This is a genomic window from Pseudoalteromonas sp. Angola-30, from assembly GCF_028599215.1.
Lineage (GTDB): Bacteria > Pseudomonadota > Gammaproteobacteria > Enterobacterales > Alteromonadaceae > Pseudoalteromonas > Pseudoalteromonas atlantica.
Genome location: NZ_JAQREI010000022.1, coordinates 24,728 through 51,713, shown reverse-complemented (window position 1 = coordinate 51,713; position 26,986 = coordinate 24,728). Strand labels below are relative to the sequence as shown.

Genomic DNA, 26,986 nt, shown 5'->3' with positions numbered 1-26,986 from the left:
GCTCTCTCCTAGAGCACCGACTCGCTACAACTTAATGAATTACTACACTATCTCCAACGCGAATTGGGTGCTGATTTTTTGTTATTAATGCATAACTCACTTTGTCATACACTTTAAATACAATTAACTCACCCACTTTTTCGTGTGGCATTGTCCATGTTGTGGTGTCTTCATCTGGCTCGCTGCCAAATAATTCACCTGCATCAGATAAAAGCTTTTCAAATTTGCTCGAATCCTCTGGATAACGCGGTCCTCGAGGGCCATCAATAACGGTGGGTGATTGGCGTTCTAAATCGAGGATATGACCAACTTCAATTTGTTGCTCAGCACCTAAGTTTAGCACCACTACATCCATTGTGCTGAATTCTCTTACTTGGCGCGGCGAGTCAATAACACTGCCGGATACACTTTGCTTAGGACGATGCATATTAAAGTACGCTGGTAACATTTGCCCTTGCATAGCAGGGAGTAAAAAATCGCCTTGTTGTATTTCTTGTTTAACTGACTCAACCCGTAAAGACGATGGTACGCCATTGCTTTCATCGCCCGTTCTAAATGCACGAGCCATACCGACATAAGTAGCGCGAGTGGCTAGCTCTTCACCAGTTTGTGTGTCTATGTAAGGTTCGCCTTTGTGATAAATAGCATACGCTTTATGTACTTTTAAATCGCCCTTAACGTATAAAATATGCCCGAGAGTTTGCGTTTTAGTATTTTCGTTTGCCCCTAAAATATACGGCTTATCATCTATGTCATCGCTGTTAATTGCTTGCTCATAACTTAAATAAGGTTTAATTATTTCAAGTGGCAAAGTGGTGATGGCGTTATTACCTTTTGGTGTAATACGCCCTTGCGGCGATAACTTTCTGTACGCTTTATTAATCACCAAACGCGGGTTACCGTCGGCGTCGTACACTAACGCGAGTGCATCGCCTGGGTAAATTAGATGCGGGTTATCTATTTGCGGGTTCATTTGCCACAACTCTGGCCACAGCCATGGTTCTTCTAAATAAATGCCGGAAATATCCCAAAGGGTATCGCCTTTTTTTACAACATATTGTTTTGGAGCATCTTTTTTTATTTGTAAAACATCAGCGACTGCAGGAAAAGCAGTACTTAGTGCAAACATAATTGCAGCCAATTGAGATTTCATTGGGCTTCCTTGTATTGTTTTTTCATTATTATTGACCAAAACCTGTTAAAGGGGAACGCGAATGGCTAAAATAAGAGCATACAATACCCTAAATTAAGCACAAGTGTAAAAAGGTAACTATGGCTAGGTTAGAAGTTTTAAGATTTCCAGATGAGCGTTTACGTACGGTAGCAAAAGAAGTTGCACAGGTTGATGACAACGTTCGCCAAATTGTAAAAGACATGCTAGAGACAATGTACGATGAAAACGGCATTGGGCTAGCTGCTACACAGGTTGATATTCATCAACGTATAGTGGTGATCGACGTATCAGAAGAACGCGACGAACCACTGGTTTTAATTAACCCACAAATTATTAAAAAAGATGGTGCAACAATTAGCGAAGAAGGCTGTTTATCAGTGCCTAACTCTTACGCAAAAGTAGACCGTGCTGAAACCGTAACCGTTGCTGCTCTTAACGAAAATGGTGAAGAATTTGTACTAGATGCAGATGAGCTATTAGCTATTTGTATTCAACACGAACTAGATCACTTACAAGGTAAACTATTTATTGATTACCTATCACCATTAAAGCGTCAACGTATTCGCAAAAAGCTTGAAAAAGAAGCTAAATTTGCCGCGAAGTAATAAGCACCTTAGGAAAACTCAGTGACAAAACCACTACGCATTATATTTGCCGGTACGCCGGACTTTGCCGCTCGTCACCTACAAGCGTTAATTCAAAGCGAACACCAAATTGTTGGAGTTTACAGCCAACCAGATCGCCCTGCTGGGCGTGGTAAAAAGTTAAAAGCCAGTGAAGTAAAAGCGCTTGCGCTTGAACATGAGCTACCTGTTTTTCAGCCACAATCATTAAAAAATGAAGACGCACTCACTGAGCTTAAAAGCTTAAATGCCGATATCATGATAGTGGTGGCTTATGGCTTAATTTTACCAAAAGCCATTTTAGAGGCGCCACGCTTAGGGTGCTTAAATGTGCATGGCTCTATTTTACCGCGCTGGCGCGGTGCTGCCCCTATACAGCGCGCAATTTGGGCTGGCGATGAAGATACCGGCGTAACCATAATGCAAATGGATGAAGGGCTTGATACCGGCGACATGCTGCACATTAGCCGCTGCCCTATTGCTGCGGATGAAACCAGTGCCAGTTTATACACTAAACTGGCTGAACTTGGTCCAGGAGCACTTATTCAAACCATTAATAAGTTAGCCAATGGCGAGCTTATAGCAGAGCCGCAAAACGACGAGCTGGCAAATTACGCTAAAAAGCTTTCAAAAGAGGAAGCAAATATTGATTGGACGATGGATGCCGTACAAATTGAGCGTAATATTCGTGCATTTAATCCATGGCCAGTGTGTTTTACTCAAATGGGTGAGCACAGCGTAAAAATTTACCAAGCCTCAGTCGTTGAGCAAACAGGCCGTGCGGGCGTTGTTTTATCAAGCGATAAAAACGGCATTGTAGTGGCGTGTGGCAAGCAGGCATTAAGTATTACACAGCTGCAACCCCAAGGTAAAAAACCAATGGCAATTAGCGACTTTTTAAACGGTCGCAGTGACTGGGTAACTCCAGGCACCGTATTAGGCGAAAACAATGAGTAATGTTCAAAACGTACGTGCGCTTGCCGCTGAAACTTTATATAACGTGGTTGATAAAGGCGCTTCGCTAAATCAAGAGCTACCATTTGCCAGCCAAGGGCTGCCCCCTAAAGACAAAGCGCTATTACAGCAAATTTGTTACGGCGTGTTGCGCTACCTACCTAGCCTTGAAAACTACTGCCAACATTTAGTAGAACAGCCACTTAAAGGTAAGCGTCGTATTTTTCAGTTTTTGTTGTATGTCGGTATCTATCAGCTGCAGCATATGCGCGTGCCACCGCATGCCGCCATTTCTGAAACCGTTAATGCCCTTGGCCAAATGCGTGCATTAGGCTTAAAAGGCTTAATCAACGCTATTTTGCGTAGCTTTCAGCGCCAACAAAGCGAGCTTGAAGAAAAAGCCAAGCAAATACCAGTGTGTTTATATAACCATCCAAATTGGTTTATTAAACAAGTGCAAGCTGCCTACCCAGACAACTGGGAAGCGCTTCTTGAAGAAAACCAACAACAAGCCCCTATGTGGTTACGTGTCAATCAAGCCCAATACAGCACGCAACAATACAGCGAAATGTTAACGGCTAACGATATAGAGCACACGTTAAACCCTGAGTTTGTTGATGGTATTAAACTAGCTAAGCCGCGTGATGTATTTTCGTTGCCAGAATTTGATGTGGGCGCCTGCTCAGTTCAAGACGCCGCAGCACAATTAGCCGCACGCTTTTTAGCACCTCAAGCTGATGAATACATTTTAGATGCCTGTGCAGCACCTGGCGGTAAAACATGTCATATATTAGAGCTTGCTGATGCAGAAGTATTAGCGCTTGATAGTGACGCCACTCGCCTAGAACGTGTTAAACAAAATTTAACCCGTATCGGTTTAGGCGCAGACCTACAATGTGCAGACGCTTCGCAGCCACACACATGGTGGGATGAGCAACAGTTTGACCGCATTTTATTAGATGTCCCTTGTTCGGCAACCGGTGTTATACGCCGCCACCCAGATATAAAATGGCTTCGCCGCGCATCAGACATTGAAGATTTAGCTACACTACAGAGCGATATACTCAATAGCATTTGGCCGCTACTAAAACCAGGCGGCACAATGATATACGCAACCTGTTCGGTACTGCCGCAAGAGAACCAACAGCAAGTCGCTAAATTTTTAGCTAATAATAGTGACGTTGAGCATATACCACTGCACGACAACGACACAGTTACCAACCCTGGTTTACAATTACTACCAGGTGAAAGCGACGGATTTTATTACGCTAAGCTAGTTAAAAAAGCCTAATAGCCGTACACTCAATAGCCATTTATTAAACAGTAAATGGCTATTTTTTTAATTAAACAGTAATTCGGGTAAATAATGAAAATAATCATACTCGGTGCCGGACAAGTCGGTGGTACGCTTGCTGAAAACTTAGTTGGCGAACAAAACGAAATAACCGTTGTTGATATAGACGGCAACCGCTTACGAGAGCTACAAGATAAGTACGACTTACAAGGGGTCACGGGGCACAGTGCTCACCCAGATGTGCTCAGACGTGCAGGTGCTGAAGACGCCGACATGATTATTGCGGTAACCAGCTCAGATGAAGTCAATATGGTGGCGTGCCAAGTCGCGTATAGTATTTTTAATACGCCAACTAAAATAGCCCGTATCCGATCAGAGCAATATTTAAAATACCGCGAAAAGCTATTTCATAACGATGACCTCCCGGTTGATCACTATATTGCCCCCGAAGCACTTGTTACCAAATATATTCGCCGTTTAATAGATTACCCAGGCGCGTTGCAAGTGCTGCAATTTGCCGATGGCATGCTCTCTCTTGTGGCTGTAAAAGCTTACTACGGTGGCTTATTAGTGGGTTATGCGCTTTCTGCTTTAAAAGAGCATATTCCGAATGTAGAAACCCGTGTAGCAGCAATTTATCGCCAAGGTAAAGCTATAAAACCACTGGGCACCACGGTAATAGAAGCGGACGATGAAGTATTTTTCATTGCTGCCACTAAGCATATTCGTGCGGTTATGAACGAGCTACAAAAACTTGAGCGTTCTTACAAAAAAATTATGATAGCCGGTGGCGGTAACATTGGTGCAGGCCTTGCTCGCTCACTGGAAAAAAACCACAGCGTTAAGTTACTAGAGCGCAGTAAAGAGCGTGCTGAGCAACTCTCTGAAATGCTAGATAACACCGTCGTGTTTTGTGGAGACGCCTCAGACCAAGAACTACTATCTGAAGAGCACATAGAACAAGTTGATGTGTTTATTGCCGTAACCAACGACGATGAAGCAAATATAATGTCGGCCATGCTTGCAAAACGCATGGGCGCACAAAAAACCATGGTGCTTATTCAGCGTGGTGCTTATGTAGATTTAGTGCAAGGGGGTGAAATAGATATTGCTATATCACCACAACAAGCAACTATTTCGGCGCTACTTACACACGTACGCCGTGGCGATATTGTTAATGTGTACTCGTTACGTAAAGGCGCGGCAGAGGCCATTGAAGCCGTTGCCCATGGCGATGAAAACACATCAAAAGTAGTTGGCCGTGCGATTGCCGATATCAAGCTACCTGCAGGTACAACGATTGGCGCTATTGTACGTAATGACGACGTACTGATTGCCCACGACGACACGGTTATTATGTCTGGTGATCACGTTATTATGTTTTTAATCGATAAAAAGCATATAAACGTAGTAGAAAAGCTATTCCAAGTTAGCGCTATATTTTTATAGTTAAACACAAAAAAGCCGCTGACTAAGGCGGCTTTAGTGGAGTATGTTTTTTTAATGCTAGGCAACCCTGCTTAGCAGCTTCTAATTACTGTACTTTTGAAAACTCTTGCTCAGAAATTTCACCATTACCATCAGTATCTAGCTGGTCAAAAATTTTCACTAGCTGTGAATTTACCTGCGCTTCTTGCTTTGAAATTGCACCATCACCATCGGCATCAAACGAGGCAAAGTCGACTGCAGCATATGCCGCTGATGAAGAAGCTAATACGATAACGGCAAGTGCTGTATTTAATGTTTTCATAGTTGTGTCCTAATTAAGAGGAAATCCTTTTCTAAGATCCATGGGTTTAAAAATTAACTAAAAAGTGCTTTTGCCAATGTGCATTACTAAGTTTTAATGCACATTGGATTAGAGAAAATGACTCTTTGCTAAGTGAACATGCGCTGTCCTGCCTCAATTGGCAAAGATCATCACACCCTAGTATTTAGAGAACTCTTGCTTTGAAAGCTCACCATTTCCATCGGTATCAAGCTCAACAAACTCAGCCATTAAATCCGCATCAACCGATGCTTCAGCTTGGCTAATGGCGCCATTGCCATCTACATCTAGCGTGTCAAAATCAGTCCCTGCAAATGCAGCAGAAGAAGAGGCAATAGCCATAAATGCGAGTGCTTTATTTAAATGCTTCATAATTTAATCCTTCAATATAAACAAATTAGTTAAGTTCACTACGTGGTGTACGCAATCCTTGTAATCCTTTTTCGTAAGCTCCCTTGCCTACTTAGGTTCTCATTGGCAACTCAGGATTGTTACCACACTTTAAGCTTCTGAAAATTCTTCTTTTGATAGCTCACCATCTTGGTCAGTATCTAATTCTGAGAACATGCTCATCAGTTTTGCATCAATTGATGCCTCTGATTTGCTAATCGTGCCGCTGCCATCTACATCTAACGTATCAAAATCGGTTGCTGCAAATGCCGCTGATGATGAAGCAAGAGCGATAAGTGCTAAAGTTTTATTAATGCTTTTCATAATATAATTCCTTCAAGTATATGTGTGCGATTAAGTGTTTTACTTTAAATCACGTTATTGTTCAGTACAGCCAGACTATTACAACTTGAATGCCAAGTTTTAAAAACTCATTAATTTCAACTGGTTAAAAGAGCACTTGGCTATTTTTGATAAATTTTTGGGGGTTTTGTGTTGCAAACTAGCAACAAAGGGTAAAGCTAAGTTTTTAAATACAATAAAAACAGCTAGTTACATAAAAGAAAAAAGCTACAATTTTCGGCGTAAATTGTAAGGATGGAGATTTATCGAAAAAAGAGACTAAATTTTAGCCGTGAGGGGAGCTAACGTATTAAAATAACTCACTCGTAAAACTAATCTATACAGCTGATTTTTATAGAAAATAAAAATTATTTTGTGAAGTTTTAAAAAATATGACTGCCACTCAAATAAAAAATGGCCATTTGTTGCTATTAAGCGAAAGTGCTTATTCTAATGGCAACTCAAGCATTGCGGGATCGATAAAGTGCTCTTTCATAAATGCCTTCATTTCATCTTCACTGGCTAAAAGTTTAATACCACAATTAACTCCCGCGGCGTGTTCTTTTACACTGCATATTTCGCCAGTAAATGCTTTATTGTTGGTATCAACCGTCACCGTGCATTGCATATCTTTAATATTTTCATCGTTTTGATCGCCGCGGACATCAAACATCACCCCGGTAAGCGAGATGTCTTTAATCACCCCTTCAAGTACTCTATCGTCACTGAGAGTTAATTTTGCAGGTAATAAGGTAGGTATGCGTGTTTGCGCGCGCAGTGCAAATAACTGCACTTGCGTAGGGTAATTAATAAAAATGAGCCTAGCAGGGTGTGAGGCAACCGACATAAGTTGCTGCCTAAATGCTATTACTTGTCCGCCACTGCCTTCTATAACCGCTCTTACCACCACCATTACACCGTCACGTAGGTAATCACTTGCAGCAGGTAAACGCTTTGAACTTGGGTAATTTAAAATAATAAATTTATTTTCTAGCAAGCCAATAAACTCTGTTTTTATGCGTTTACTACTGGTAGGCGTAACAATTTCCAAGTCGACCAATCGCCCTGTTGTTAACTGCTGTAATTTATCTAAATTAGAATGTGGCATGCCTGTTCCTAAGCATCATTTTTATATTATTACCCACGCCAAAAGGTCGGCGTAAATAGCACGAGTAAGGTGAATATTTCTAAGCGACCAAATACCATGGCAATAGTTAATAGCCATTTGGCACCATCGCTCACCGCCCCATAATGCGAGGCAACATCACCTAAGCCTGGGCCTAAATTATTTAAACACGCCGCCGTAGCAGAGAACGCGGTAATGTTGTCCATGCCGGTTCCCATTAGTGCCAGCATTATAATAATAAACACCAATGCGTACGCTGAGAAAAACCCCCAAACCGCTTCAACTACTTTATCGGGCAGGGCTTTACGACCAAGCTTAATAGAGTATATAGCACGTGGGTGCACTAATCGGTTAAGCTCACGTATGCCTTGTAGGTAAAGTAAAAACACGCGTACAACTTTCATACCGCCACCGGTTGAACCTGCACAGCCACCTATAAAGCTCGAAAAAATAAGCAATATAGGTAAAAACAGCGGCCAAGCAGAAAAGTTATCGGTGGCAAAACCGGCTGTGGTACTCATAGACACCGCCTGAAATAAGGCCTGATCGAGGGTTTCATCGCCATCGGCAAATATTTCGTTAGATGAGAGCACCGTAAAACAAATCACCACCAGCGCTAACTGTATCAGTAAAAAAACTTTAAATTCAGGGTCACGAATGTATACCTGAATATTACGACTCGCTACCGCCGCGTAATGCAGTGAAAAGTTAACCGCAGCAATAATTAAAAAGAAAACACATATAAAGTTAATGACAGGGCTATCAAAGTGCCCTATTGAGGCATCGTAAGTAGAAAAACCGCCAATCGCCACTGTAGAAAACGCATGGCATATAGCATCAAACCACTCCATACCTGCCGCCCAATACGCCAACATACAGGTTACCGTTAACGACACATAAATGTACCAAAGGTGCTTTGCGGTATCGGCAATGCGGGGGGTCATTTTTGAATCTTTTACTGGGCCAGGGATCTCAGCTCGGTATAACTGCATGCCACCGACCCCAAGCATGGGCAGAATAGCAACAGCAAGTACAATGATACCCATACCGCCAAACCACTGTAATTGCTGGCGATAAAACAAAACAGACTTAGGCAGGTATTCAATTCCGGTAAGTACCGTGGCCCCAGTGGTTGTAAGGCCAGAGAAGGCCTCAAACACCGCATCGGCCATAGACAAATTAGGTTCTTGTAAAAAAATCAGCGGTAACGATGCAAACGCCCCTAGTACCAGCCAAAATAGTACAACAATTAAAAAGCCTTCGCGTGCTTTTAAGTCGCCGTTTTCATGCCTGTTTGGGTAATAAGCTGTTAAACCAATAACCACACTAAATATAAACGCTAATACAAAAGGAACACCACCACCATCTTTATAAAATAAAGACACCACCGCAGGCGGCACCATGGTAATACTAAACAGCGCAACAAGTTGGCCAAGGATTTTTATGATGGTACGAAATTGCATGTAGCTTATCGCTTTTATTATTAGTAAATATAAGTGTGTAAGTTATTGTCTTACTCTTTGATAGTTAACTCAACTGCGCCATGGCTTAAATCAAAAATATCTTTAATGGCCTGTTTTGCTTGGCGGCTATCAATAGTAATAACCCATTCAATATTAGCAGTAAATTGTTTTTCTATATTAAGTACTTGATAATTGGTTTTTAACAATTGCTCTATTGCGCCCTGCATGCTGTATTCACTCTGGCCTACAATCTCGATACTCGGTACTTTAGTCACCGTTTTTAGCTGCGAAAGTGCATTATTAAGCGACCCACCATAGGCACGCACTAACCCACCGGTGCCCAGCTTTATACCGCCAAAATAACGGGTGACAACCGCAGTAATTTCGCCAAGTCCAGAACCCACCAGCACATTAAGCATCGGCTTTCCTGCGGTACCATTTGGCTCGCCATCATCAGAAAAACCATAAACATGGCTTCCGCCTGGGTTACCCGCTACGTGCGCCCAACAATTATGACGAGCATCTGGGTACTTTTCTTCAATGCTTTTAATAAATGCTTTAGCAGCCTGTAGGTCTGGCGTATGCGCGATATGAACTATAAAGGTGCTTTTTTTAATTTCTTCTTGATGAAACACATCATCGGCGGGGTATTTATATTCAGACATAATTAAAGCTCAATTAAAAATGGGGCCAAAAGGCCCCTTTGCATTCGCGTATTTTAGCGCGTATTGGCGAGCTCGTCTTTATTAGCTTAGTCGAGCGCTAAATCACGAGTCATATTTTCTAGGCTGTCTTCGTGAACAATAATATTGTCTTCAATACGAATACCGCCGTATGGTTTTAACGACTCAATTTTTTCCCAGTTAATAAACTGCTTACTGTCGGTTTGCGCTAAATCACCTAATAATGAGTCTATAAAGTAAAGCCCTGGCTCAATAGTAAACACTTGGTTTTTCTCTATTTTACGAGTACAACGCAAGAATGGGTGCCCTTCTGGCGATGGCTGGTGGGTGCCTTTATCATCACGCATAAAGCCGCCCATATCGTGCACTTGTAGGCCAAGGTGATGGCCCAAGCCATGAGGGAAAAATGTTGAGGTAATTTTACGTTCCACAATTTCTGTTGCAGGTAAGTTTACAATATTGAAGTCGCTAAGAATTTGCGCAATACGGTTATGGCAATCAACGTGTAAATCGCCATATAACATGCCAGGCTTTAATGCGTTGCCTAGCTCAATTTGTATTGCCGTCATAGTTTGTACTAGCTCAGCAAATTCGCCCTGTTTTTTAAAATCGTACGTACGGGTTATATCTGCGGCATACCCATTAAAGTTTGCGCCAGCATCGATTAAAAACGAATTATGAGTAAGCGGTGCTTTTGGCTCAAAATGTGTGTAATGCAAAATAGCGCAGTTTTCGTTAAGCGCTACTATGTTGCCATACGGCATTTCGTTTTCGCTTTGGCGTGTAGCCATAAGGTACGCTTGCTGAATATCAAATTCGCTACCACCATTATAAAACGTATCGCGTGCTGCTTTATGTCCATCTACCGCAATGCGGTTGGCTTGGCGTAAACATTCAAGCTCGTACTGCGTTTTATAAGCGCGGTTATAATGAAAATAGTTAAGTACCGGCTCAGGATTCATAATACTAAAGCCAAGCGCTTGCGCTACCTCTAGGTATTCGCCTATGTAAGCGTATTTAGCTTTATCGTAAGGTAATAGTTTTTCAACTTGATCAGGCTGTAGCAATAATTCTATATCAAAGTACTCAGCCCAAAAATCACGCGGCTCATCTGGTACTTTGTGCCAAAAATCAACTGGGCGGTAAAAAATAAGCTTAGGTTTATCGCTACCATTTACCACAATCCAACAATGTGGGTTATCAATAACAGGAAGCCATGCTTTAAAGTGTGGATTAACTTTAAATGGGTAATACATGTCGTCTAAAAACTGGCGCTTAGCTTGGCCTGAGTGAATAACTAAACCCTCGAGCCCTTCACGGTCACAAATTGTACGCGTACGTTGTTGTAATGTGGCAATATGCTCTGCATATAAAACGGCTAATTTATCCATTGTTAATCCATCTGTTAAATTTAACTTGCTTTGAGTCTACCACTTAAACGTAAAGCGCTCAAAAAAGGGGGATATTTAACATGTAAATATCCCCCTAATACTTATACCCATCGTGTTACGTTATTAGCCCTTTATTTAGCACGCTAGAATGGCTAAATATTTTAGGTAATTGGTATTACATAATTTACCCGCCCATTTTCATTTTGAGTAACGGCGCGAGCACGTTTCCTTCTCGGCCCATCCGGGTGTGATAAACCTGGCGATAAGCAAACACATTTTTTACGTAATCTCGCGTTTCTCTATACGGGATCAGCTCAACCCATAGCTCTGCTGGTATGGCTTCGTCAGGTAACCAACGTTTAATACGATGATACCCTGCGTTATAAGATGCCGTAGCAAGTATTTCATTCCCTTTGTTTTTCTTTTTTAAGTACTGCAAGTAACTAGTACCTAAGCGTATATTGGTTTTAGGTTGGTACAAACGCGTACTCGATACCCTTGCTTTGTTAACGTATTCTGCCGTACTAGGGAGCAATTGCATTAAACCACGCGCATTTGCATGCGAACGCGCATCTGGTGCAAACGAGCTTTCGCGCCGTGCAATTGCAATACTCCACGCGGGGTCTATTTTGCTGCGTTTACTGTAGCGCTCAAATATATCTTGAAATGCAAACGGAAAACGCAGTTCAACATAATCCCATGCTTTAATTTTAGCTAACGTGAAAATAACGTTATCGTGCCAATTGTTTTGCGCTGCAACCTTTGAGGCAGCTAGTTTTTCTTCATCAGTAGAGGTGTTCGTTAAGTAATTCCATTCTCGGCGTGCAGAGGTAAAACGCTCGAGTTCGTAAAGTGCTTTTGCACGTTTAAAGCCCGGCGCATTCTTCACCTTCTCTACTAGTTTTTGATCAACCTGCAAAGGCTGATTATTTAAATCAACCGGCAGCCCTAATCGTGCCGCCGCTAAAAAACCATAGTAATCGCGGTTAGCGGCCACTTTAGTCCAAATTTCGTCTGCTTTTTGTTGCTCGCCTCGCTTAGCATAGCTATAAGCAAGCCAATATTGCTGGCCTAAACTTAAATCGTCTTTACCTGTAAAAAAAGCCGCTATGCCTTCCCAGTCTTGGGTTTTAAGCATATTACCAAGTTGCCACTGAATTAGCTTTCTGTCTTGTCGCGCTTTAGGCACTTTATTAAGCCAAAAGCTGGCCTGCTTATGCCCACTTGAAGCAAGCGATAAAGCAAACGTGTAATATAGATCTGCTTTTTCTTCATCGCTGTAAGTAAACATTTTTTCTAGCTTTTGCCAGGCTCTTAAAGCCAACGCTTTATCGCGCCAAATTAAACGCTTAACACCATAAATGGCTATTTGCGCTTCTTTTGCTGACTTAGTTTTATAACGATACAAGCCTGCTGCCGCACTAGGGTCGCGGCGTACTTTTAAGTATAAATCGGCTAAGTAACGCTCGTTTTTAGGTAACAACGTTTTTAAATAAGGGAGTAAACTTTGCGTACCGCCCTGCGCTGCAAGCGTTATGCGCTTCCATATAAGTTCATTATTTAAATAGCCTTTTTTGCGCCAAAGCGAAAATAGCGGGTCGCATTCATTCGGTTGCGACTTACCCACCGTCCATAAATCGGTAACCTGATTAAAAATGGCTTTTTCTGGCGCCCCTAAATCAAGCTGAAAATCTAAAAACGTGCATGTTAGCGCTGCGTTAGACGTTTCTCGGTAGTTTTTTATATAAGCTGCTTTTTTATTGTTTTTTTCAAGATACTCTAACCACGCTTTGCGTACCGGCCACTCAAGCGGGGTATGTTCATAAATGGTTAGGTAATCTTCTATTTCGCTTTGGTATTTAAAATTGGGATGGCGTTGCCAATATGTTTTTTCGACATACGGCTTTAGCGGGTGGTCTAACCCGTTTATTGCTTCTTTAAAGTCTTGGTAGCTTCCATAGCGCACTTTTTTTTCAGCATCTAAAAACGCGTCATTATCGATACTCGCTTGGGCAGAACTAAAAGGAAGAATAAAGGCAGCTGCCACAGCGCTTAATAAAATTTTTTTCATAATATCCTTTAGGTTTAACGACCTGTCAGGGTTAATAATTTCCAGTTTGAGACACTAAAACAATAATGAGAGTGCCTTTAATAAAGTATGAACAACATTTAATTTACGCACTCATAATAATTAATGAGTACCTTTAGCATATTCCAGTACACCTTAGCACCAAACCAGCTATATTTTAACCAACCGTTTGTAACCGAGTTAAATTTTTCGTTGCATTTTAATTTTAAAGCAAGCACACTGGTCGAAATGCAAACTCATCGTACCAGTCTTAGTTCGTCAACTAGGGAGAATAATAATGTTATATAAAAGCGATTCCTTTGAAGTTAGCTTCCTAAAGGAAAACATCGCCGAGTTTAAGTTTTGTGTTGCAGGTTCTGTAAACACACTATCTCAGCAAACTCTTTCAGATTGTGCAGCAGCATTAAAAGAATTAGCGTCTAATTCTGATATCAAAGGCATGATTTTTACCAGTGATAAAGATCACTTTATTATTGGTGCAGATATCTTCGAATTTTTACCAACATTTACTAAACCAGAAGAAGAATTAGTAACGTGGATCAAAAACGCAACCGACGTTTTTGACACAATCGAAGACTTACCATTCCCAACTCTTAGCGCTATAAATGGCTTGGCACTTGGCGGCGGCTGTGAGTGGGCACTTGCTACCGATTATCGCGTTGCAAGCGAAACCGCTAAAATGGGCTTACCAGAAGTTAAACTAGGTATAATGCCTGGTTTTGGTGGCACAGTGCGCTTACCACGCATTATTGGCGCAGATAACGCCATGCTTTGGATCACCTCAGGCAAAGAAAACCGTGCCGCTGACGCCCTAAAAGTAGGTGCGTTTGACGCGGTAGTTAGTGCTGACAAACTTTTAGAGTCAAGCCTAGCAACACTTGAATTAGCAATTGCCGGCAAGCTAGATTGGCAGGCAAAGCGCGATGTTAAACTTCAGCCACTTAAATTAAACCGTGTTGAGCAAGGCATGAGCTTTGCAATGGCAGAAGGTATGGTAATGGGTAAAACCAAAGGCCACTATCCTGCTCCGGTTATGGCAGTTCGCACTATTAAAGCAGCGGCCAACTGTACTCGCGATGAAGCAATGGCAATCGAAAATGCTAACTTTGCAAAACTTGCGCGCACTAACGAAGCAGCTGCACAAACCGGTATTTTCTTAAATGACCAGTTTATTAAAGGCAAAGCACGTAAACTTGCTAAGCACAGCGATGTTGAAATTAAACAAGCGGCTGTATTAGGCGCTGGTATTATGGGCGGCGGTATTGCATACCAGTCTGCTTATAAAGGTACCCCAATTGTAATGAAAGACATCCAACAGGACGCGCTTGATTTAGGTATGGGTGAAGCATCTAAACTACTGGGTGCAAAAGTTAAACGCGGCCACATGCCTATGGAAAAAATGCTGGCAACGCTTAGCAAAATTAAGCCAACGCTTAACGATGCAGACCTACAAAACGCCAACATTATTGTTGAAGCCGTAGTAGAAAATCCTAAAGTTAAGCAAGCGGTATTAGCTGACCTTGAAAAGAACATGCCTGAAGGCACGGTACTTACATCAAACACATCGACTATTTGTATCGACTTACTTGCAGAAGCGTTAGAAAAGCCAGAAAACTTCTGTGGTATGCACTTTTTCAACCCAGTGCCAAAAATGCCATTAGTAGAAATTATCCGTGGTGCAAAAACCTCTGATAAAACAATTAATGCAGTTGTTGATTACGCTCTTAAACTTGGCAAGTCTCCAATTGTTGTAAACGATTGCCCAGGCTTTTTTGTAAACCGTGTTTTATTCCCTTACTTTGCAGGCTTTAGCAAATTAGTTGTTGAAGGCGCTAACTTTGCAAAAGTAGATAAAGTAATGGAAAACGTATTTGGCTGGCCAATGGGCCCGGCTTACCTGCTTGATGTTGTAGGTATTGATACGGCGTATCACTGTACTGGCGTAATGGCTGACGGATTCCCTGAGCGTATGGCACGCGCAGAAAAAGATCCGGTGACTGTTTTTGCTAACGAAAAACGTTTTGGTCAAAAGAACAAAGCTGGTTTTTACAAGTACGAAACAGACCGTCGTGGTCGTCTTAAAAAATCAACCGATGCAACAGCAGTTGAGCTACTAGCGCCAATTACTGATGCACCGAAAGAATTTGATAAACAAGAAATTATCGACCGTTGTATGATCCCAATGATCAACGAAGTGCTTCTTTGTTTACAAGAAGGCATTGTTGCTTCTCCTCAAGAAGCTGATATGGCCCTTGTATACGGCGTTGGCTTCCCTCCATTTAGAGGCGGCGCGTTCCGTTACTTAGATCAAACAGGTTTAGCTAACTTTGTTGCAGCAGCAGACAAATATGCTCACCTAGGTGCGATTTACCAAGTATCAGAGCAAACTCGCAAATGGGCCGAAGAAGGTCGTGTTTTCTATAAGGTGGAAGGTTAATATCATGAATAATCCAGTAATTGTAGATTGTATCCGCACACCAATGGGTCGCTCAAAAGGCGGCGTATTTAAAAACAAGCGTGCGGAAGATTTAAGTGCTCACCTTATGAAAGGGTTATTAGAGCGCAACCCAGCAGTTGATCCTGCATCAATTGACGATATTTATTGGGGCTGTGTACAGCAAACATTAGAGCAAGGCTTTAACGTTGCACGTAACGCATCGTTACTTGCAGGTATTCCACACTCAGTACCTGCTACAACCGTTAACCGTTTATGTGGCTCGTCAATGCAAGCATTGCATGACGCTGCACGCGCAATTATGACAGGCGCTGGTGACACTTACCTAATTGGTGGTGTTGAGCACATGGGTCACGTTCCTATGACTCACGGTAACGATTTTCACCCAGGCTTAGCTACATCAATTGCACAAGCATCTGGTTCTATGGGCTTAACAGCTGAATACCTTGCTACTATTCACGGTATTAGCCGTCAACAGCAAGATGAGTTTGCTTATCGCTCACATCAACGTGCACATGCTGCAACAGTTGAAGGGCGTTTCCGCCGCGAAATTTTAGCAATGGAAGGTCACGCAGCTGATGGCTCTTTAATTTTAGTTGAAGATGATGAAGTAATTCGCCCTGAAACAACGGTTGAAGGTTTATCTCAGCTTCGCCCAGTATTTAACCCAGCTTCTGGCTCGGTTACTGCGGGTACGTCTTCTGCACTTTCTGATGGCGCATCAGCCATGTTAGTAATGAGCGAAGAAAAAGCAAAAGAGCTTGGTTTACCAATTCGTGCACGCGTTAAAGCAATGGCTGTTGCCGGTTGCGATCCATCAATCATGGGTTACGGCCCAGTACCAGCAAGTAAAAAAGCACTTGCACAAGCAGGTATTACTATTGATGACATTGACGTAGCAGAGCTTAATGAAGCATTTGCAGCACAATCACTGCCTGTACTTAAAGACTTAGGTTTAGCAGACGTGGTTGATGAAAAAGTGAATTTAAACGGCGGCGCAATCGCACTTGGTCACCCACTAGGTTGTTCAGGTTCGCGTATTAGCACCTCGCTTATTCACTTAATGGAAGACAAAAATGCAAAATATGGTCTAGCTACTATGTGTATTGGTTTAGGCCAAGGCATTGCGACTGTATTTGAACGTGTTCAAGACTAATTATTAGCTTAAACATGTAAACCATCTTGGTGATTAAAAAGGCGAACTAGCGCAAGTTAGTTCGCCTTTTTTTATGCCACCAGCTTATTGCTGATATGAATAATGTGATCGGGTGTATTAAATTTAAACCAGATTATTTTTTACTGTATTACGCTTACCCGTTATATGCAAAACAGTTAACCAAACAGATTAATTGCGCTAAACTACCCGACCAAACCAAGCCGCGACTATTTTTACAGGTAACTTTTTATGAGCTTTGATAATCCCGATCACCAATTAGACGCCATGGGCCTACGCTGCCCAGAACCTGTAATGATGTTACGCGCTGCAATTCGTAAGATGAACGAAGGTGAAACGTTATTAATTACCGCTGATGACCCATCAACCACTCGCGATATTCCAAGTTTTTGTACGTTTATGGATCACACGCTGGTGGCCACAGACGCCGATGAAGCACCGTATAGGTATGTGGTGAAGAAAGGGTTATAGGTTTGAAAGTTGGTTTAGTAAGTTGGGTTATTTTTGAATATTTAACGCATCGTTAAGAACTTAAACCAGATGTAGGTTGGGTAGAGTTTACGAAACCCAACTTGTTTTATAACACCGAAATTTTATTCATCATACAAAGTGGTTGAATCATTATTGCACTCCCAATCTTGGCTTAGTTTTGATTTTTTAACGTATTGATGAAAGCTTGAAAATGGCCAATCACTCACTTTAATAACATGGTTATGTTTCACCGGGTTGTAGTGAATATAATTAATATGATTATTTAAGTCTTCTTCATCTCTAATTTTATGTTCCCAATAGCGACGCTGCCAAATCCCGCGCTCTCCTTTCGCTATTCGACTTTTATTACAAAACTCTGTTGCTGGCAGCTCTCGAGAAAAACCTGATTTTATAAGTCGCCAACGCATTGCGTAATTACTATCACCTTTAGGTAATTGCCAAATAGCATGAAGGTGATCGGGCATGATAACAATTGCAATCGTCTTTATTGGATGCTTTTTTGCCACCTTTGAATATACACGGCGTAATAACTCTATATTTTCCACAAGCAAAGGCTGAGATCTATCTTCTAAATTTACCGTAAAAAAATAACATGCGCCCGCCTCTAACATACGTTTATAACGCATATTTTTATCCATAAAATAAACAGATAAATAAGAGTATAGATTAGTTTTGTTAATTATAATCAAGACAAGTTTACGTAACTCAACGTATTTGATAACCACCAGCACAGTTTTATTCGCCGCATATGTTGGGTTTCGTTTCACTTTACCCAACCTACTTAAAATCTACTTATCCATTATCGCGCTTTTGATTTACGACTGTAATTAATACTAACTAAGCTCATTAATTTGATTGTATATTTATAGCAATCAATAAAAATTATTATTGATGTAGGTTGGGTTGAGTTTTACGAAACCCAACGTATTTGATAACCAGCAGAACTGTTTTACTCACAGCACATGTTGGATTTCGTTTCACTCTACCCAACCTACTTAAAATCTACTTATCTGTTACCGCGCTTTTGGTTTACAACTGTAATTAGACTAACTAAGCTCATTAATTTGATTGCAAGTTTATAGCAATCAATAAAATTATTATTGATGTAGGTTGGGTTGAGTTTTACGAAACCCAACGTATTTGATAACCAGAAGAACAGTTTTATTCGCCGCACATGTTGGGCTTCGTTTCACTCTACCCAACCTACAACGTCCTTGTCACAAATCTCTAAGCCCACTCGGGCAGCTAAAAGCTGACAGCTCCCAACTAACAGCTATTTCTTAGTAATCGTCACTTTCGGCTTATCGTAGTCACTGTAATCAATGCTGACTATGTATGTGCCTTTTATTGCAGGTGAGTAACTAAAGTAATTATAAATAGTATTACAGTCTGCAAGTACGGGTTGGCCGAGCGTTAGTTTTTGCCCTGCAGGTTGTGCGTCGCTATAGCCGCAGTTGTAGCCTTCACTAAAATCGGCGTCGGCTATTTTAAATTCGTACACTTTACCTGGGGTACTAAATTTAACTTCTGCTTGGTAAAGCGCGCCGCCTACTGGCATAAACTGGTACTGAGGCTCTGCATCCCAAAGCGTAAAATCGCCTCTTAGGTAAACTGTTTTATCCAGCTCTTGCTGCGGCAGTACGTCGTTAATAGACACTTGGCTAGTACACGCTGTGAGTAAGCCGGCAATGGCAAGCGTTAAAATTCGTTTCATTGGTATCATTAATGGGTTTCCTTCGTTCTGTTAAAACTAAAAAGCCAGCAATACGCTGGCTTTTTATTGGCTTAAGCGGTGTTATTTTTGTAGTACAGATATATCTGCAATATCTAAAAATAAGCGGCTTAACTGGCTTAATAGTGCGAGGCGATTTTGCTTTACAGCTTCATCGTCGGCCATAACCATGACGTTGTCAAAAAAGTTATCAACACTTTGGCGAATACCAGCCAATTGGCTTAATGCCTCTTGGTAGTTTCCATCGGCGTAAAGTGGTGCAAGCTCAGTCGCAAATTTTGCTACTTGTGATGCTAATACTTTTTCAGCGTCGTCGCTTAATAGGCTCTCATCAACATCACCTTCGGTGGTAATGTTATTTTTAGCTAGTATGTTACCTACACGCTTATTCGCTGCTGCAAGCGCTTCTGCGGCGTCTAACGTACGGAAGTGGTTTACGGCTTTAACACGACGGTCAAAGTCAGTAGGCTTAGTAGGACGACGTGCCAGTACTGCCTGAATAACATCTACTTCAATACCTTCGTCTTGATACCATGCGCGGAAGCGCCCTAGCATAAAGTCAAATACATCGGTTGATACATTTAGGTTAGTAAGCTTTTCGCCAAACAGTGTTTGTGCTTTTGCTACTAGGTCTAAAATATCAAGCGGTAGCTCTTTTTCTACCATGATACGCAGTGCACCAATGGCAGCACGACGAAGTGCAAATGGGTCTTTGTCACCTTTTGGTGCTTGGCCTATACCAAAAATACCCACCAGCGTATCAAACTTATCTGCAATTGCTACTGCACAGCTGATTAGGTTTGTAGGTAAATTGTCGCCCGCAAAACGCGGCATGTATTGCTCGTTTTGTGCAATAGCTACATCTTCTGCTTCGCCATCAAAGCGTGCATAGTGCATACCCATTACACCTTGCACGTCGGTAAATTCCATTACCATTTCGGTCATTAAGTCTGTTTTACTTAATAGGCCAGCACGTTTTGCAAGGTCTTTGTCGGCACCTAGTTGCTCTGCAATGTAGCCGGCAAGTTCGCTAATACGTACAGATTTATCTTTAAGCGTACCTAACTGCTTTTGGAATAAAACAGTATCAAGTGATTCTAGGCGGCTTTCTAGGGTTTTCTTTTTATCTGTTTCAAAGAAGAACTGCGCATCGGCTAAACGTGGGCGCACTACTTTTTCGTTACCAGATATGACCACACTTGGATCTTTACTTTCGATGTTAGATACAAACAAAAACTTATTTAAAAGTTTGCCGTTTTGATCTAATAGCGGGAAGTATTTTTGATCGTCCTTCATGGTGTAAATTAGTGCTTCGGCAGGTACATCTAAAAATGCTTCTTCAAATGTTGCCGTTAACGTTACTGGCCACTCTACTAGAGAAGTAACTTCTTCTAATAAGTCTTCATCCATCGCAACAACCGCATTCACTGCGTTTGCCGCTTTTTCTATTTGTGCACGGATTTGCGCTTTACGTTGTTCGTAATCAGCAATAACGTAGGCTGATTTTAATACGTCGAACACGTCATCTGCATGGTTAATGGTGATTTTTTCTGGATGATGAAAACGGTGGCCTTGTAACTGATTAGTTACTTGCTTACCTAAAATTTCGCCTTCAATAAGTTCATCACCAAATAAAATAGTTACGGTATGAACTGGGCGAATAAATTGTGTTTTATTCGCGCCCCAACGCATTGGCTTAGGTATTGGCAGCTTTGCTAACGACTTTGTAATGGCATCGCTCATCAGCGTTTTGGTTTCTTGTCCTGCTACTTTAGCAATATGTAAAAGCCAAGCGCCTTTATCGGTCTCAAGAGTTTGTGCTTCACTTACGTCAATACCACAACCACGTGCCCAACCCATTGCTGCTTTAGTTGGGTTACCTTCGCTATCGAACGCTGCTTTAGTTGCAGGGCCACGCTTTTCTACTTCTTTATCTTGCTGCTTTGCTTCAAGCGCTTTTACTTGTAAACCTAAACGACGAGGCGATGCATACCAGCTTACGCCTTCATGCCCAAGCTCTAGTGTTTCAAGCTCTGCAGTTAAGTTTGCGGCAAAGGCTTCTGCTAATTTGCGCAGTGCTTTTGGTGGCAGCTCTTCGGTGCCAATTTCTACTAATAAATTTTGTGCTGACATGCTTACTTATCCTTACACAGCGGGAAACCAAGCGCTTCACGTGCATCGTAATAGCTTTGTGCACACGCTTTTGATAACGCTCGAACGCGTAAAATATAACGCTGACGTTCGGTTACTGAGATTGCATGGCGCGCATCGAGTAAGTTAAACGCGTGCGATGCTTTCATTACTTGCTCGTAAGCAGGTAGTGGTAAATTTGCTTCAATTAGCTTTTGGCTCTCAGCTTCACACTTATCAAACTGTGCAAATAAGTCATCTACGTTTGCGTGTTCAAAGTTGTAAGTAGATTGTTCTACTTCATTTTGATGGAATACATCGCCGTAAGTTACACGCCCTAATGGACCGTCTGCCCATACTAGGTCGTAAATACTGTCTACGCCTTGAATGTACATTGCTAAACGCTCTAGGCCGTAGGTAATTTCACCGGTTACAGGAGAGCACTCTAAGCCCCCTACTTGCTGAAAGTAAGTAAACTGCGTTACTTCCATACCGTTTAGCCAAATCTCCCAACCTAAGCCCCATGCGCCTAGTGTTGGCGATTCCCAGTTATCTTCTACAAAGCGTACTTCGTGCGTTAGGGTATCAATACCCATTGCTTCTAATGAGCCTAGGTAAAGATCTTGAATGTTATCTGGTGATGGCTTTAAAACTACCTGAAATTGGTAGTAATGCTGTAAGCGGTTTGGGTTTTCACCATAGCGGCCATCAGTAGGACGGCGACACGGTTGTACGTATGCGCTCGACATTGGCTCAGGGCCAATAGATTTTAAGAATGTTTGCGGGTGAAATGTCCCTGCGCCCACTTCCATATCAAGTGGTTGAATAATGACACAGCCTTGCTGCGCCCAATAATCCTGTAAAGCCAGGATCAAACCTTGAAAGGTTTTAACGTCATATTTTTGCATATTTGGCTTTTTACTATCTGAAAGTAGCGTGAAAATTACCCTCAGTATACCTTGTGCACACGCAGGTTTTAAGCAGTTTGTGCGGTTGTTAAAATAAAAAAGGAGCCATTAGGCTCCTTTTAAGATGTAAGTATAATTTTTTACACGTCTAAGTTAACTACGCGAAGTGCGTTGGTTTCTATAAACTCACGACGTGGCTCAACTTGATCGCCCATTAATGTTGCAAACAATTGATCTGCCGCTACAGCATCTTCAATTGTTACTTGTAACATACGACGAGCTGAAGGATCCATTGTGGTTTCCCACAGTTGGCTAGGGTTCATTTCGCCTAATCCTTTATAGCGCTGAATGTAGATCCCGCGCTTAGATTCAGCGATCAACCATTCCAAAGCATCCACAAAGTTATCAACAGGTTTTGTTTTCTCACCACGTTGAACATATGCGCCTTCTTTTAAGATGTTTGCGATCTTCGTGCCAGTAACAGCAATGCGTTGGTAGTCACGAGATGCAATAAAGTCGTAATGTAATACGTGTGCTTTATCCACACCGTGCTGACGAATATTCACAACCGGGAAGTACAAGTTGCGCTCTGCATCATGCTCTGTTCCAGCGTGGAAAATTGTCGCATCTTCATCACGTTCAACTAAGTCGTCAACTAGCTCTTTAGTCCACTCAATTACTTTAGCTTCGTTAGATAAGTCTTCTACTTTTAACTCGCTTTGGTAAATCAAACGTTCCATTACCGTGTTAGGGTATTTACGTTTTAAGCGCTCAATGACTTTTACTGTGTTTTGGTAATCTTGTACTATTTGCTCAAGCGCTTCACCTTCAATTGCACTTGCATCTTCGCTTGTGTAAAGCGCGGCATTATTTAGTGCAAGTGATGTTAGGTACTCTACAAGTGCAGGATCGTCTTTAATATAACGCTCTTGCTTACCTTTTTTCACTTTATAAAGTGGCGGTTGTGCAATGTAAATATAACCACGCTCAACAATTTCTGGCATTTGGCGATAGAAGAACGTTAGTAGCAATGTACGAATGTGAGAACCATCCACGTCCGCATCGGTCATGATAATGATGCTGTGGTAACGTAGTTTTTCTGGGTCATATTCATCACGGCCAATACCACAACCTAGAGCTGTTATTAGAGTTGCTACTTCTTGTGAAGAAAGCATCTTATCAAAGCGTGCTTTCTCTACGTTCAAGATTTTACCTTTAAGTGGCAAAATTGCTTGGTTTTTACGATTACGACCCTGCTTGGCTGAACCGCCAGCTGAGTCACCCTCCACTATGTATAGTTCAGATAATGATGGGTCTTTTTCTTGGCAGTCTGCTAATTTACCAGGTAAACCTGCTAAATCCATAGCGCCTTTACGACGAGTCATTTCACGGGCTTTGCGCGCCGCTTCACGTGCTCGTGCTGCATCAATAATTTTACCAACAACAATTTTGGCATCCATTGGGTTTTCTAATAAGAAATCAGAAAACTTTTCAGCCATTGCTTGCTCAACCGCAGATTTAACTTCGCTTGATACGAGCTTGTCTTTAGTTTGTGATGAGAACTTAGGATCAGGTACTTTAACACTTACAACCGCTGTTAAGCCTTCACGCGCATCATCGCCCGTTGCATTACTGGTTGTTTTAGCTTTTTTGTTAAAGCCTTCTTTTTCCATGTAGTTATTAAGTGTACGTGTTAGCGCAGACCTAAAACCGGCTAAGTGAGTACCACCATCACGTTGTGGAATGTTATTAGTAAAACAGTAAATGTTTTCTTGGAAGCCATCGTTCCACTGCATTGAAACTTCAACGCTAATACCATCTTCTTCACGCTCGTGAGTAAAATGGAATACACCTTTATGTACAGGTGTTTTATTGCGGTTTAAGTATTCAACAAACGCTTGAATACCGCCATCATATTTAAAGTGGTCGGTTTTATTTTCTTCGCGTTCATCAGATAAGATGATGCTTACACCAGAGTTCAAAAACGATAGCTCGCGTAAACGCTTAGCTAAAATATCATAATGAAAATCAAGGTTTGTAAATGTTTCGCCACTTGGCCAAAAACGCAGTTCAGTACCCGTAGTGTCAGCATCGCCAATAACAGTTAATGGAGCGTTAGGTACGCCCATGCTGTAAGTTTGCTCGTGCAATTTGCCTTCACGACGAATAGTAAGAGTTAGTTTTTCTGATAATGCATTTACTACCGATACACCAACACCGTGTAAGCCACCTGATACTTTATAAGAGTTATCATCAAACTTACCACCGGCATGAAGTACCGTCATGATAACCTCGGCAGCAGACACACCTTCTTCTTCATGGATAGAAGTTGGGATGCCACGACCGTTATCTCTTACAGAGACTGAACCGTCTAAGTGAATCGTTACATAAATATCATCACAATGACCTGCTAAGGCTTCATCGATAGAGTTATCAACGACCTCAAACACCATGTGGTGTAAGCCTGTGCCATCATCGGTGTCCCCTATATACATTCCAGGACGCTTTCTTACTGCGTCTAATCCTTTAAGTACTTTAATACTCGACGAATCATAATTCTCAGACATGGTTAATCCCACTTATCTTGTTATTAGGTTGCCATGTTTCACGTGGAACATTTGTAGTTCTCGTTGCATGGGTTCCACCACAGCAGAAATACTTTCAGACAAAATTGAAGAAATAAAAATTTGAGAACTGCAGTGAGCCAATAATTGTCCCACTTTCTCTTTTGTATCCTCGCCTAACTCTGAAGGTAGATCATCTATTAGCAATATAGATTGCTTATCTGTCTCTGACTCAATTAAACTATTTTGCGTTACTTTTAACGCATAAAGCAATAACTTCAATTGACCGCGTGAAAACGTATTCTCTACGCTGTTGCCAGCGACACTAAAACTAAAATCGGCCTTATGAGGGCCTTTACTTGTAAAACCTTGGCGAGCGTCTCGCTCAAAGTTTTGCTCTAATGCATCACTTAAAGACTCACTGTCTTTCCAACCTGCATTAAAGTTGATTTCTAAATCGCGTATAAGCGTTAATTCTGCACACATTTTATCAAAAAACTGCTGCTTAAACCTACTTATATACGCCATTCTTAATTTATTTATTTGTTCTGCCAGTCTAACAAATTCTTTGTCCCAAAACCTAATTTGGTCAAAATAATTCTTTGGCTTACTTTTTAATAATGCATTGCGTTGTTTAAGCACTTTATTAAACGACTGCCATAAGTAAAAAAACTCATGTTCCACGTGGAACAAACCCAAATCTAAAAACTTACGTCGCTCTTTTGGACCACCAAAAAACAATGAATAGCTTTCGGGTGTAATAATTTGCACAGGCATTAACTGTGCAAGTTCAGAGATTTTTCTACTGGCTTTGCCTTGTATTTTTAAATTGGTTTCACCACTTTGGGTTTTACTAATCCCAATAGGAATAGACAAGTCGTGTAGCGCTTTGCGGCCGTGTATTACAAACTGATCTTGCTGATGTTGAATAATACTTTTATGTTTAGGTGTTCGAAAAGATTTGCCGTGAGAAAGGTAATAAATAGCCTCTAAAAGGCTGGTTTTTCCGCTGCCGTTTTCACCATAAATTATATTAACGCCGTTGACTGGTTCTAGCGTCAGTGCCTCAATATTACGAAAATACTTGAGGCTCAAGTGACTTAAACTCATTTATAATGGGTATCTTATAATCGCATAGGCATAACCACGTACATTGCTTCTTCATCGCCCGCACCTTCAATAAGTGCACTGCTGTTTGAATCTGCTAATGTAAATAGTACATCTTCTGTTTTTAATGTATTTAGTACATCTAATACATACGATACATTAAAACCAATTTCTAGCTCATCACCCTCATACATTACTTCTACTATTTCCTCAGCCTCTTCTTGCTCAGGGTTATTAGCCGTAATTTTAAGTAAGCCATTGGCAAGGTTTAAACGCACACCTCTAAATTTTTCGTTAGATAAAATAGACACACGTTGAAACGCATTACGTAACCATTCACGGTTAGCGGTAATTACTTTATCTCCACCACGAGGTAATACGCGGCGATAATCAGGGAAGCGGCCATCCACTAACTTACTTGTAAAAGTAAATTCCACATCGATAATACGAATATGGTTAGCGCCAAATTGAATAGTAACTAATTCTTCGTCGGCAACCATAAGGCGCATAATTTCTTGCACACCTTTGCGCGGTATTATTAATTGGCGCTGCGTATTTAACGATTGGCCTAATTCTTTTTGCGCTATTGCCAAACGGTGGCCATCGGTGGCTACTGTTTTTATGTCGCTATTATCTACTTCAAACGACATGCCATTTAAGTAATAACGAACGTCTTGGTTAGCCATTGAAAAATGTGTGCTTTCAAGTAACTTACGTAACTCTAAACGCGTTAGCTGAAACTCAACCTCGCCATCCCACTGCTCTAAATTAGGGAAGTCTTCCGCGGCAAGCGTAGTAAGTGAAAAGCGGCTTTTACCACTGGTTAAAAGCAGTTGGTGCTCTTGTAAGCTCAATGTAAGCTCAGAACCATCAGGCAGGCTTTTACAAATATCGAGTAATTTTTTAGCAGGTAGCGTTAACTTTGTATCGGCAATATCATCACCAACAAAAACACCTGCAACTAGTTCAATTTCAAGGTCTGTGCCTGTCATTGAAAGTTGCCCGTTTTCTACCACTAACAATACATTAGATAATATAGGTAACGTATGTTTACGTTCAATCGCACCCGATACTTGCACTAATGGCTTTAAAAATTGTTCTCTTGAAATGGTTATTTGCATAATAAA

Annotated in this window: 23 protein-coding genes; 7 read left to right on the top strand and 16 right to left on the bottom strand. The window is 41.5% G+C overall.

Features of this window, described 5'->3' with window-relative positions; translation table 11 throughout:
* Positions 1-31: 31 nt before the first annotated feature.
* Positions 32-1,153, bottom strand: a complete 1,122-nt coding sequence (locus PSH54_RS18910) for a LysM peptidoglycan-binding domain-containing protein (RefSeq protein ID WP_004588036.1) — start codon at positions 1,151-1,153, stop codon at positions 32-34.
* Positions 1,154-1,272: 119 nt separating this feature from the next.
* On the opposite strand from PSH54_RS18910, the gene def reads away from it, so the two are divergent.
* The 4 genes from def (at position 1,273) to trkA (ending at position 5,494) form a co-directional block, all read left to right on the top strand.
* Positions 1,273-1,779: a peptide deformylase gene (gene def / locus PSH54_RS18905; RefSeq protein WP_004588037.1), complete on the top strand. Its 507-nt coding sequence runs from the start codon at positions 1,273-1,275 to the stop codon at positions 1,777-1,779.
* Positions 1,780-1,800: 21 nt separating this feature from the next.
* Positions 1,801-2,754 (top strand): methionyl-tRNA formyltransferase, encoded by a 954-nt coding sequence (fmt, locus tag PSH54_RS18900; RefSeq protein ID WP_273606834.1) that lies wholly within the window; start codon positions 1,801-1,803, stop codon positions 2,752-2,754.
* On the top strand, positions 2,747-4,042 hold the full coding sequence (gene rsmB, locus PSH54_RS18895; protein ID WP_004588039.1) for a 16S rRNA (cytosine(967)-C(5))-methyltransferase RsmB: 1,296 nt from the start codon (positions 2,747-2,749) through the stop codon (positions 4,040-4,042). Before fmt ends, rsmB begins: the two co-directional genes overlap by 8 nt.
* 75 nt (positions 4,043-4,117) lie before the next feature.
* Positions 4,118-5,494 (top strand): Trk system potassium transporter TrkA, encoded by a 1,377-nt coding sequence (gene trkA / locus PSH54_RS18890; RefSeq protein ID WP_004588040.1) that lies wholly within the window; start codon positions 4,118-4,120, stop codon positions 5,492-5,494.
* Between the two features lie 85 nt (positions 5,495-5,579).
* On the opposite strand, the gene PSH54_RS18885 is transcribed toward trkA, so the two are convergent.
* The 8 genes from PSH54_RS18885 to PSH54_RS18850 form a co-directional block, all read right to left on the bottom strand.
* Positions 5,580-5,795, bottom strand: a complete 216-nt coding sequence (locus PSH54_RS18885; protein ID WP_004588041.1) for an EF-hand domain-containing protein — start codon at positions 5,793-5,795, stop codon at positions 5,580-5,582.
* A 177-nt stretch (positions 5,796-5,972) separates the two neighbouring features.
* Positions 5,973-6,185, bottom strand: a complete 213-nt coding sequence (locus PSH54_RS18880; protein WP_004588042.1) for a calmodulin-like protein — start codon at positions 6,183-6,185, stop codon at positions 5,973-5,975.
* Between the two features lie 129 nt (positions 6,186-6,314).
* The gene (locus tag PSH54_RS18875; protein ID WP_004588043.1) at positions 6,315-6,527 is read right to left on the bottom strand and encodes an EF-hand domain-containing protein; all 213 of its coding nucleotides are present in this window, start codon (positions 6,525-6,527) and stop codon (positions 6,315-6,317) included.
* Positions 6,528-6,990: 463 nt separating this feature from the next.
* Entirely contained in the window at positions 6,991-7,653 is a 663-nt protein-coding gene (locus tag PSH54_RS18870; RefSeq protein ID WP_024032142.1) for a PilZ domain-containing protein, read from the bottom strand.
* A gap of 29 nt (positions 7,654-7,682) precedes the next feature.
* The gene (locus PSH54_RS18865) at positions 7,683-9,134 is read right to left on the bottom strand and encodes a TrkH family potassium uptake protein (protein ID WP_273606833.1); all 1,452 of its coding nucleotides are present in this window, start codon (positions 9,132-9,134) and stop codon (positions 7,683-7,685) included.
* A gap of 50 nt (positions 9,135-9,184) precedes the next feature.
* Positions 9,185-9,799, bottom strand: a complete 615-nt coding sequence (locus PSH54_RS18860) for a YigZ family protein (RefSeq protein WP_024032141.1) — start codon at positions 9,797-9,799, stop codon at positions 9,185-9,187.
* Positions 9,800-9,885: 86 nt separating this feature from the next.
* Complete coding sequence (gene pepQ / locus PSH54_RS18855) at positions 9,886-11,208, bottom strand: Xaa-Pro dipeptidase (protein WP_273606832.1); 1,323 nt, start codon at positions 11,206-11,208, stop codon at positions 9,886-9,888.
* Positions 11,209-11,392: 184 nt separating this feature from the next.
* Entirely contained in the window at positions 11,393-13,279 is a 1,887-nt protein-coding gene (locus PSH54_RS18850) for a transglycosylase SLT domain-containing protein (protein ID WP_273606831.1), read from the bottom strand.
* A 295-nt stretch (positions 13,280-13,574) separates the two neighbouring features.
* Between PSH54_RS18850 and fadB the strand changes: the two genes are divergently transcribed.
* From fadB to tusA, 3 genes are all read left to right on the top strand, one after another.
* Positions 13,575-15,734 carry a fatty acid oxidation complex subunit alpha FadB gene (gene fadB / locus PSH54_RS18845; RefSeq protein ID WP_273606830.1) on the top strand — a complete coding sequence of 720 codons (2,160 nt, stop codon included), beginning with the start codon at positions 13,575-13,577 and terminating at the stop codon, positions 15,732-15,734.
* Positions 15,735-15,738: 4 nt separating this feature from the next.
* Positions 15,739-16,908 (top strand): acetyl-CoA C-acyltransferase FadA, encoded by a 1,170-nt coding sequence (gene fadA / locus PSH54_RS18840; protein ID WP_004588050.1) that lies wholly within the window; start codon positions 15,739-15,741, stop codon positions 16,906-16,908.
* Positions 16,909-17,157: 249 nt separating this feature from the next.
* A complete protein-coding gene (gene tusA, locus PSH54_RS18835; protein ID WP_273606829.1) occupies positions 17,158-17,397 on the top strand; it encodes a sulfurtransferase TusA in 240 nt (79 codons plus the stop codon).
* A 122-nt stretch (positions 17,398-17,519) separates the two neighbouring features.
* Here the strand turns inward: tusA and PSH54_RS18830 are convergent, their stop codons facing one another.
* The 7 genes from PSH54_RS18830 to dnaN form a co-directional block, all read right to left on the bottom strand.
* Positions 17,520-18,044 (bottom strand): REP-associated tyrosine transposase, encoded by a 525-nt coding sequence (locus PSH54_RS18830; protein ID WP_248452300.1) that lies wholly within the window; start codon positions 18,042-18,044, stop codon positions 17,520-17,522.
* A 647-nt stretch (positions 18,045-18,691) separates the two neighbouring features.
* Positions 18,692-19,141, bottom strand: a complete 450-nt coding sequence (locus PSH54_RS18825) for a hypothetical protein (RefSeq protein WP_273606828.1) — start codon at positions 19,139-19,141, stop codon at positions 18,692-18,694.
* A 72-nt stretch (positions 19,142-19,213) separates the two neighbouring features.
* A complete protein-coding gene (gene glyS, locus PSH54_RS18820) occupies positions 19,214-21,283 on the bottom strand; it encodes a glycine--tRNA ligase subunit beta (RefSeq protein WP_273606827.1) in 2,070 nt (689 codons plus the stop codon).
* Between the two features lie 2 nt (positions 21,284-21,285).
* Positions 21,286-22,188 carry a glycine--tRNA ligase subunit alpha gene (gene glyQ / locus PSH54_RS18815; RefSeq protein ID WP_273606826.1) on the bottom strand — a complete coding sequence of 301 codons (903 nt, stop codon included), beginning with the start codon at positions 22,186-22,188 and terminating at the stop codon, positions 21,286-21,288.
* A 140-nt stretch (positions 22,189-22,328) separates the two neighbouring features.
* Entirely contained in the window at positions 22,329-24,755 is a 2,427-nt protein-coding gene (gene gyrB, locus PSH54_RS18810; RefSeq protein ID WP_096040911.1) for a DNA topoisomerase (ATP-hydrolyzing) subunit B, read from the bottom strand.
* A gap of 12 nt (positions 24,756-24,767) precedes the next feature.
* Entirely contained in the window at positions 24,768-25,862 is a 1,095-nt protein-coding gene (gene recF / locus PSH54_RS18805; protein ID WP_024032132.1) for a DNA replication/repair protein RecF, read from the bottom strand.
* Between the two features lie 14 nt (positions 25,863-25,876).
* The gene (gene dnaN, locus PSH54_RS18800; RefSeq protein ID WP_029772814.1) at positions 25,877-26,980 is read right to left on the bottom strand and encodes a DNA polymerase III subunit beta; all 1,104 of its coding nucleotides are present in this window, start codon (positions 26,978-26,980) and stop codon (positions 25,877-25,879) included.
* Between the last annotated feature and the right edge of the window lie 6 nt (positions 26,981-26,986).

Excerpts from the sequence above, each read along its gene's own strand:
- PSH54_RS18910 (WP_004588036.1), bottom strand. The coding sequence starts at position 1,153 with ATGAAATCTCAATTGGCTGCAATTATGTTTGCACTAAGTACTGCTTTT.
- def (WP_004588037.1), top strand. The coding sequence starts at position 1,273 with ATGGCTAGGTTAGAAGTTTTAAGATTTCCAGATGAGCGTTTACGTACG.
- rsmB (WP_004588039.1), top strand. The coding sequence starts at position 2,747 with ATGAGTAATGTTCAAAACGTACGTGCGCTTGCCGCTGAAACTTTATAT.
- trkA (WP_004588040.1), top strand. The coding sequence starts at position 4,118 with ATGAAAATAATCATACTCGGTGCCGGACAAGTCGGTGGTACGCTTGCT.
- PSH54_RS18885 (WP_004588041.1), bottom strand. The coding sequence starts at position 5,795 with ATGAAAACATTAAATACAGCACTTGCCGTTATCGTATTAGCTTCTTCA.
- PSH54_RS18880 (WP_004588042.1), bottom strand. The coding sequence starts at position 6,185 with ATGAAGCATTTAAATAAAGCACTCGCATTTATGGCTATTGCCTCTTCT.
- PSH54_RS18875 (WP_004588043.1), bottom strand. The coding sequence starts at position 6,527 with ATGAAAAGCATTAATAAAACTTTAGCACTTATCGCTCTTGCTTCATCA.
- PSH54_RS18870 (WP_024032142.1), bottom strand. The coding sequence starts at position 7,653 with ATGCCACATTCTAATTTAGATAAATTACAGCAGTTAACAACAGGGCGA.
- PSH54_RS18865 (WP_273606833.1), bottom strand. The coding sequence starts at position 9,134 with ATGCAATTTCGTACCATCATAAAAATCCTTGGCCAACTTGTTGCGCTG.
- PSH54_RS18860 (WP_024032141.1), bottom strand. The coding sequence starts at position 9,799 with ATGTCTGAATATAAATACCCCGCCGATGATGTGTTTCATCAAGAAGAA.
- pepQ (WP_273606832.1), bottom strand. The coding sequence starts at position 11,208 with ATGGATAAATTAGCCGTTTTATATGCAGAGCATATTGCCACATTACAA.
- PSH54_RS18850 (WP_273606831.1), bottom strand. The coding sequence starts at position 13,279 with ATGAAAAAAATTTTATTAAGCGCTGTGGCAGCTGCCTTTATTCTTCCT.
- fadB (WP_273606830.1), top strand. The coding sequence starts at position 13,575 with ATGTTATATAAAAGCGATTCCTTTGAAGTTAGCTTCCTAAAGGAAAAC.
- fadA (WP_004588050.1), top strand. The coding sequence starts at position 15,739 with ATGAATAATCCAGTAATTGTAGATTGTATCCGCACACCAATGGGTCGC.
- tusA (WP_273606829.1), top strand. The coding sequence starts at position 17,158 with ATGAGCTTTGATAATCCCGATCACCAATTAGACGCCATGGGCCTACGC.
- PSH54_RS18830 (WP_248452300.1), bottom strand. The coding sequence starts at position 18,044 with ATGCGTTATAAACGTATGTTAGAGGCGGGCGCATGTTATTTTTTTACG.
- PSH54_RS18825 (WP_273606828.1), bottom strand. The coding sequence starts at position 19,141 with ATGATACCAATGAAACGAATTTTAACGCTTGCCATTGCCGGCTTACTC.
- glyS (WP_273606827.1), bottom strand. The coding sequence starts at position 21,283 with ATGTCAGCACAAAATTTATTAGTAGAAATTGGCACCGAAGAGCTGCCA.
- glyQ (WP_273606826.1), bottom strand. The coding sequence starts at position 22,188 with ATGCAAAAATATGACGTTAAAACCTTTCAAGGTTTGATCCTGGCTTTA.
- gyrB (WP_096040911.1), bottom strand. The coding sequence starts at position 24,755 with ATGTCTGAGAATTATGATTCGTCGAGTATTAAAGTACTTAAAGGATTA.
- recF (WP_024032132.1), bottom strand. The coding sequence starts at position 25,862 with ATGAGTTTAAGTCACTTGAGCCTCAAGTATTTTCGTAATATTGAGGCA.
- dnaN (WP_029772814.1), bottom strand. The coding sequence starts at position 26,980 with ATGCAAATAACCATTTCAAGAGAACAATTTTTAAAGCCATTAGTGCAA.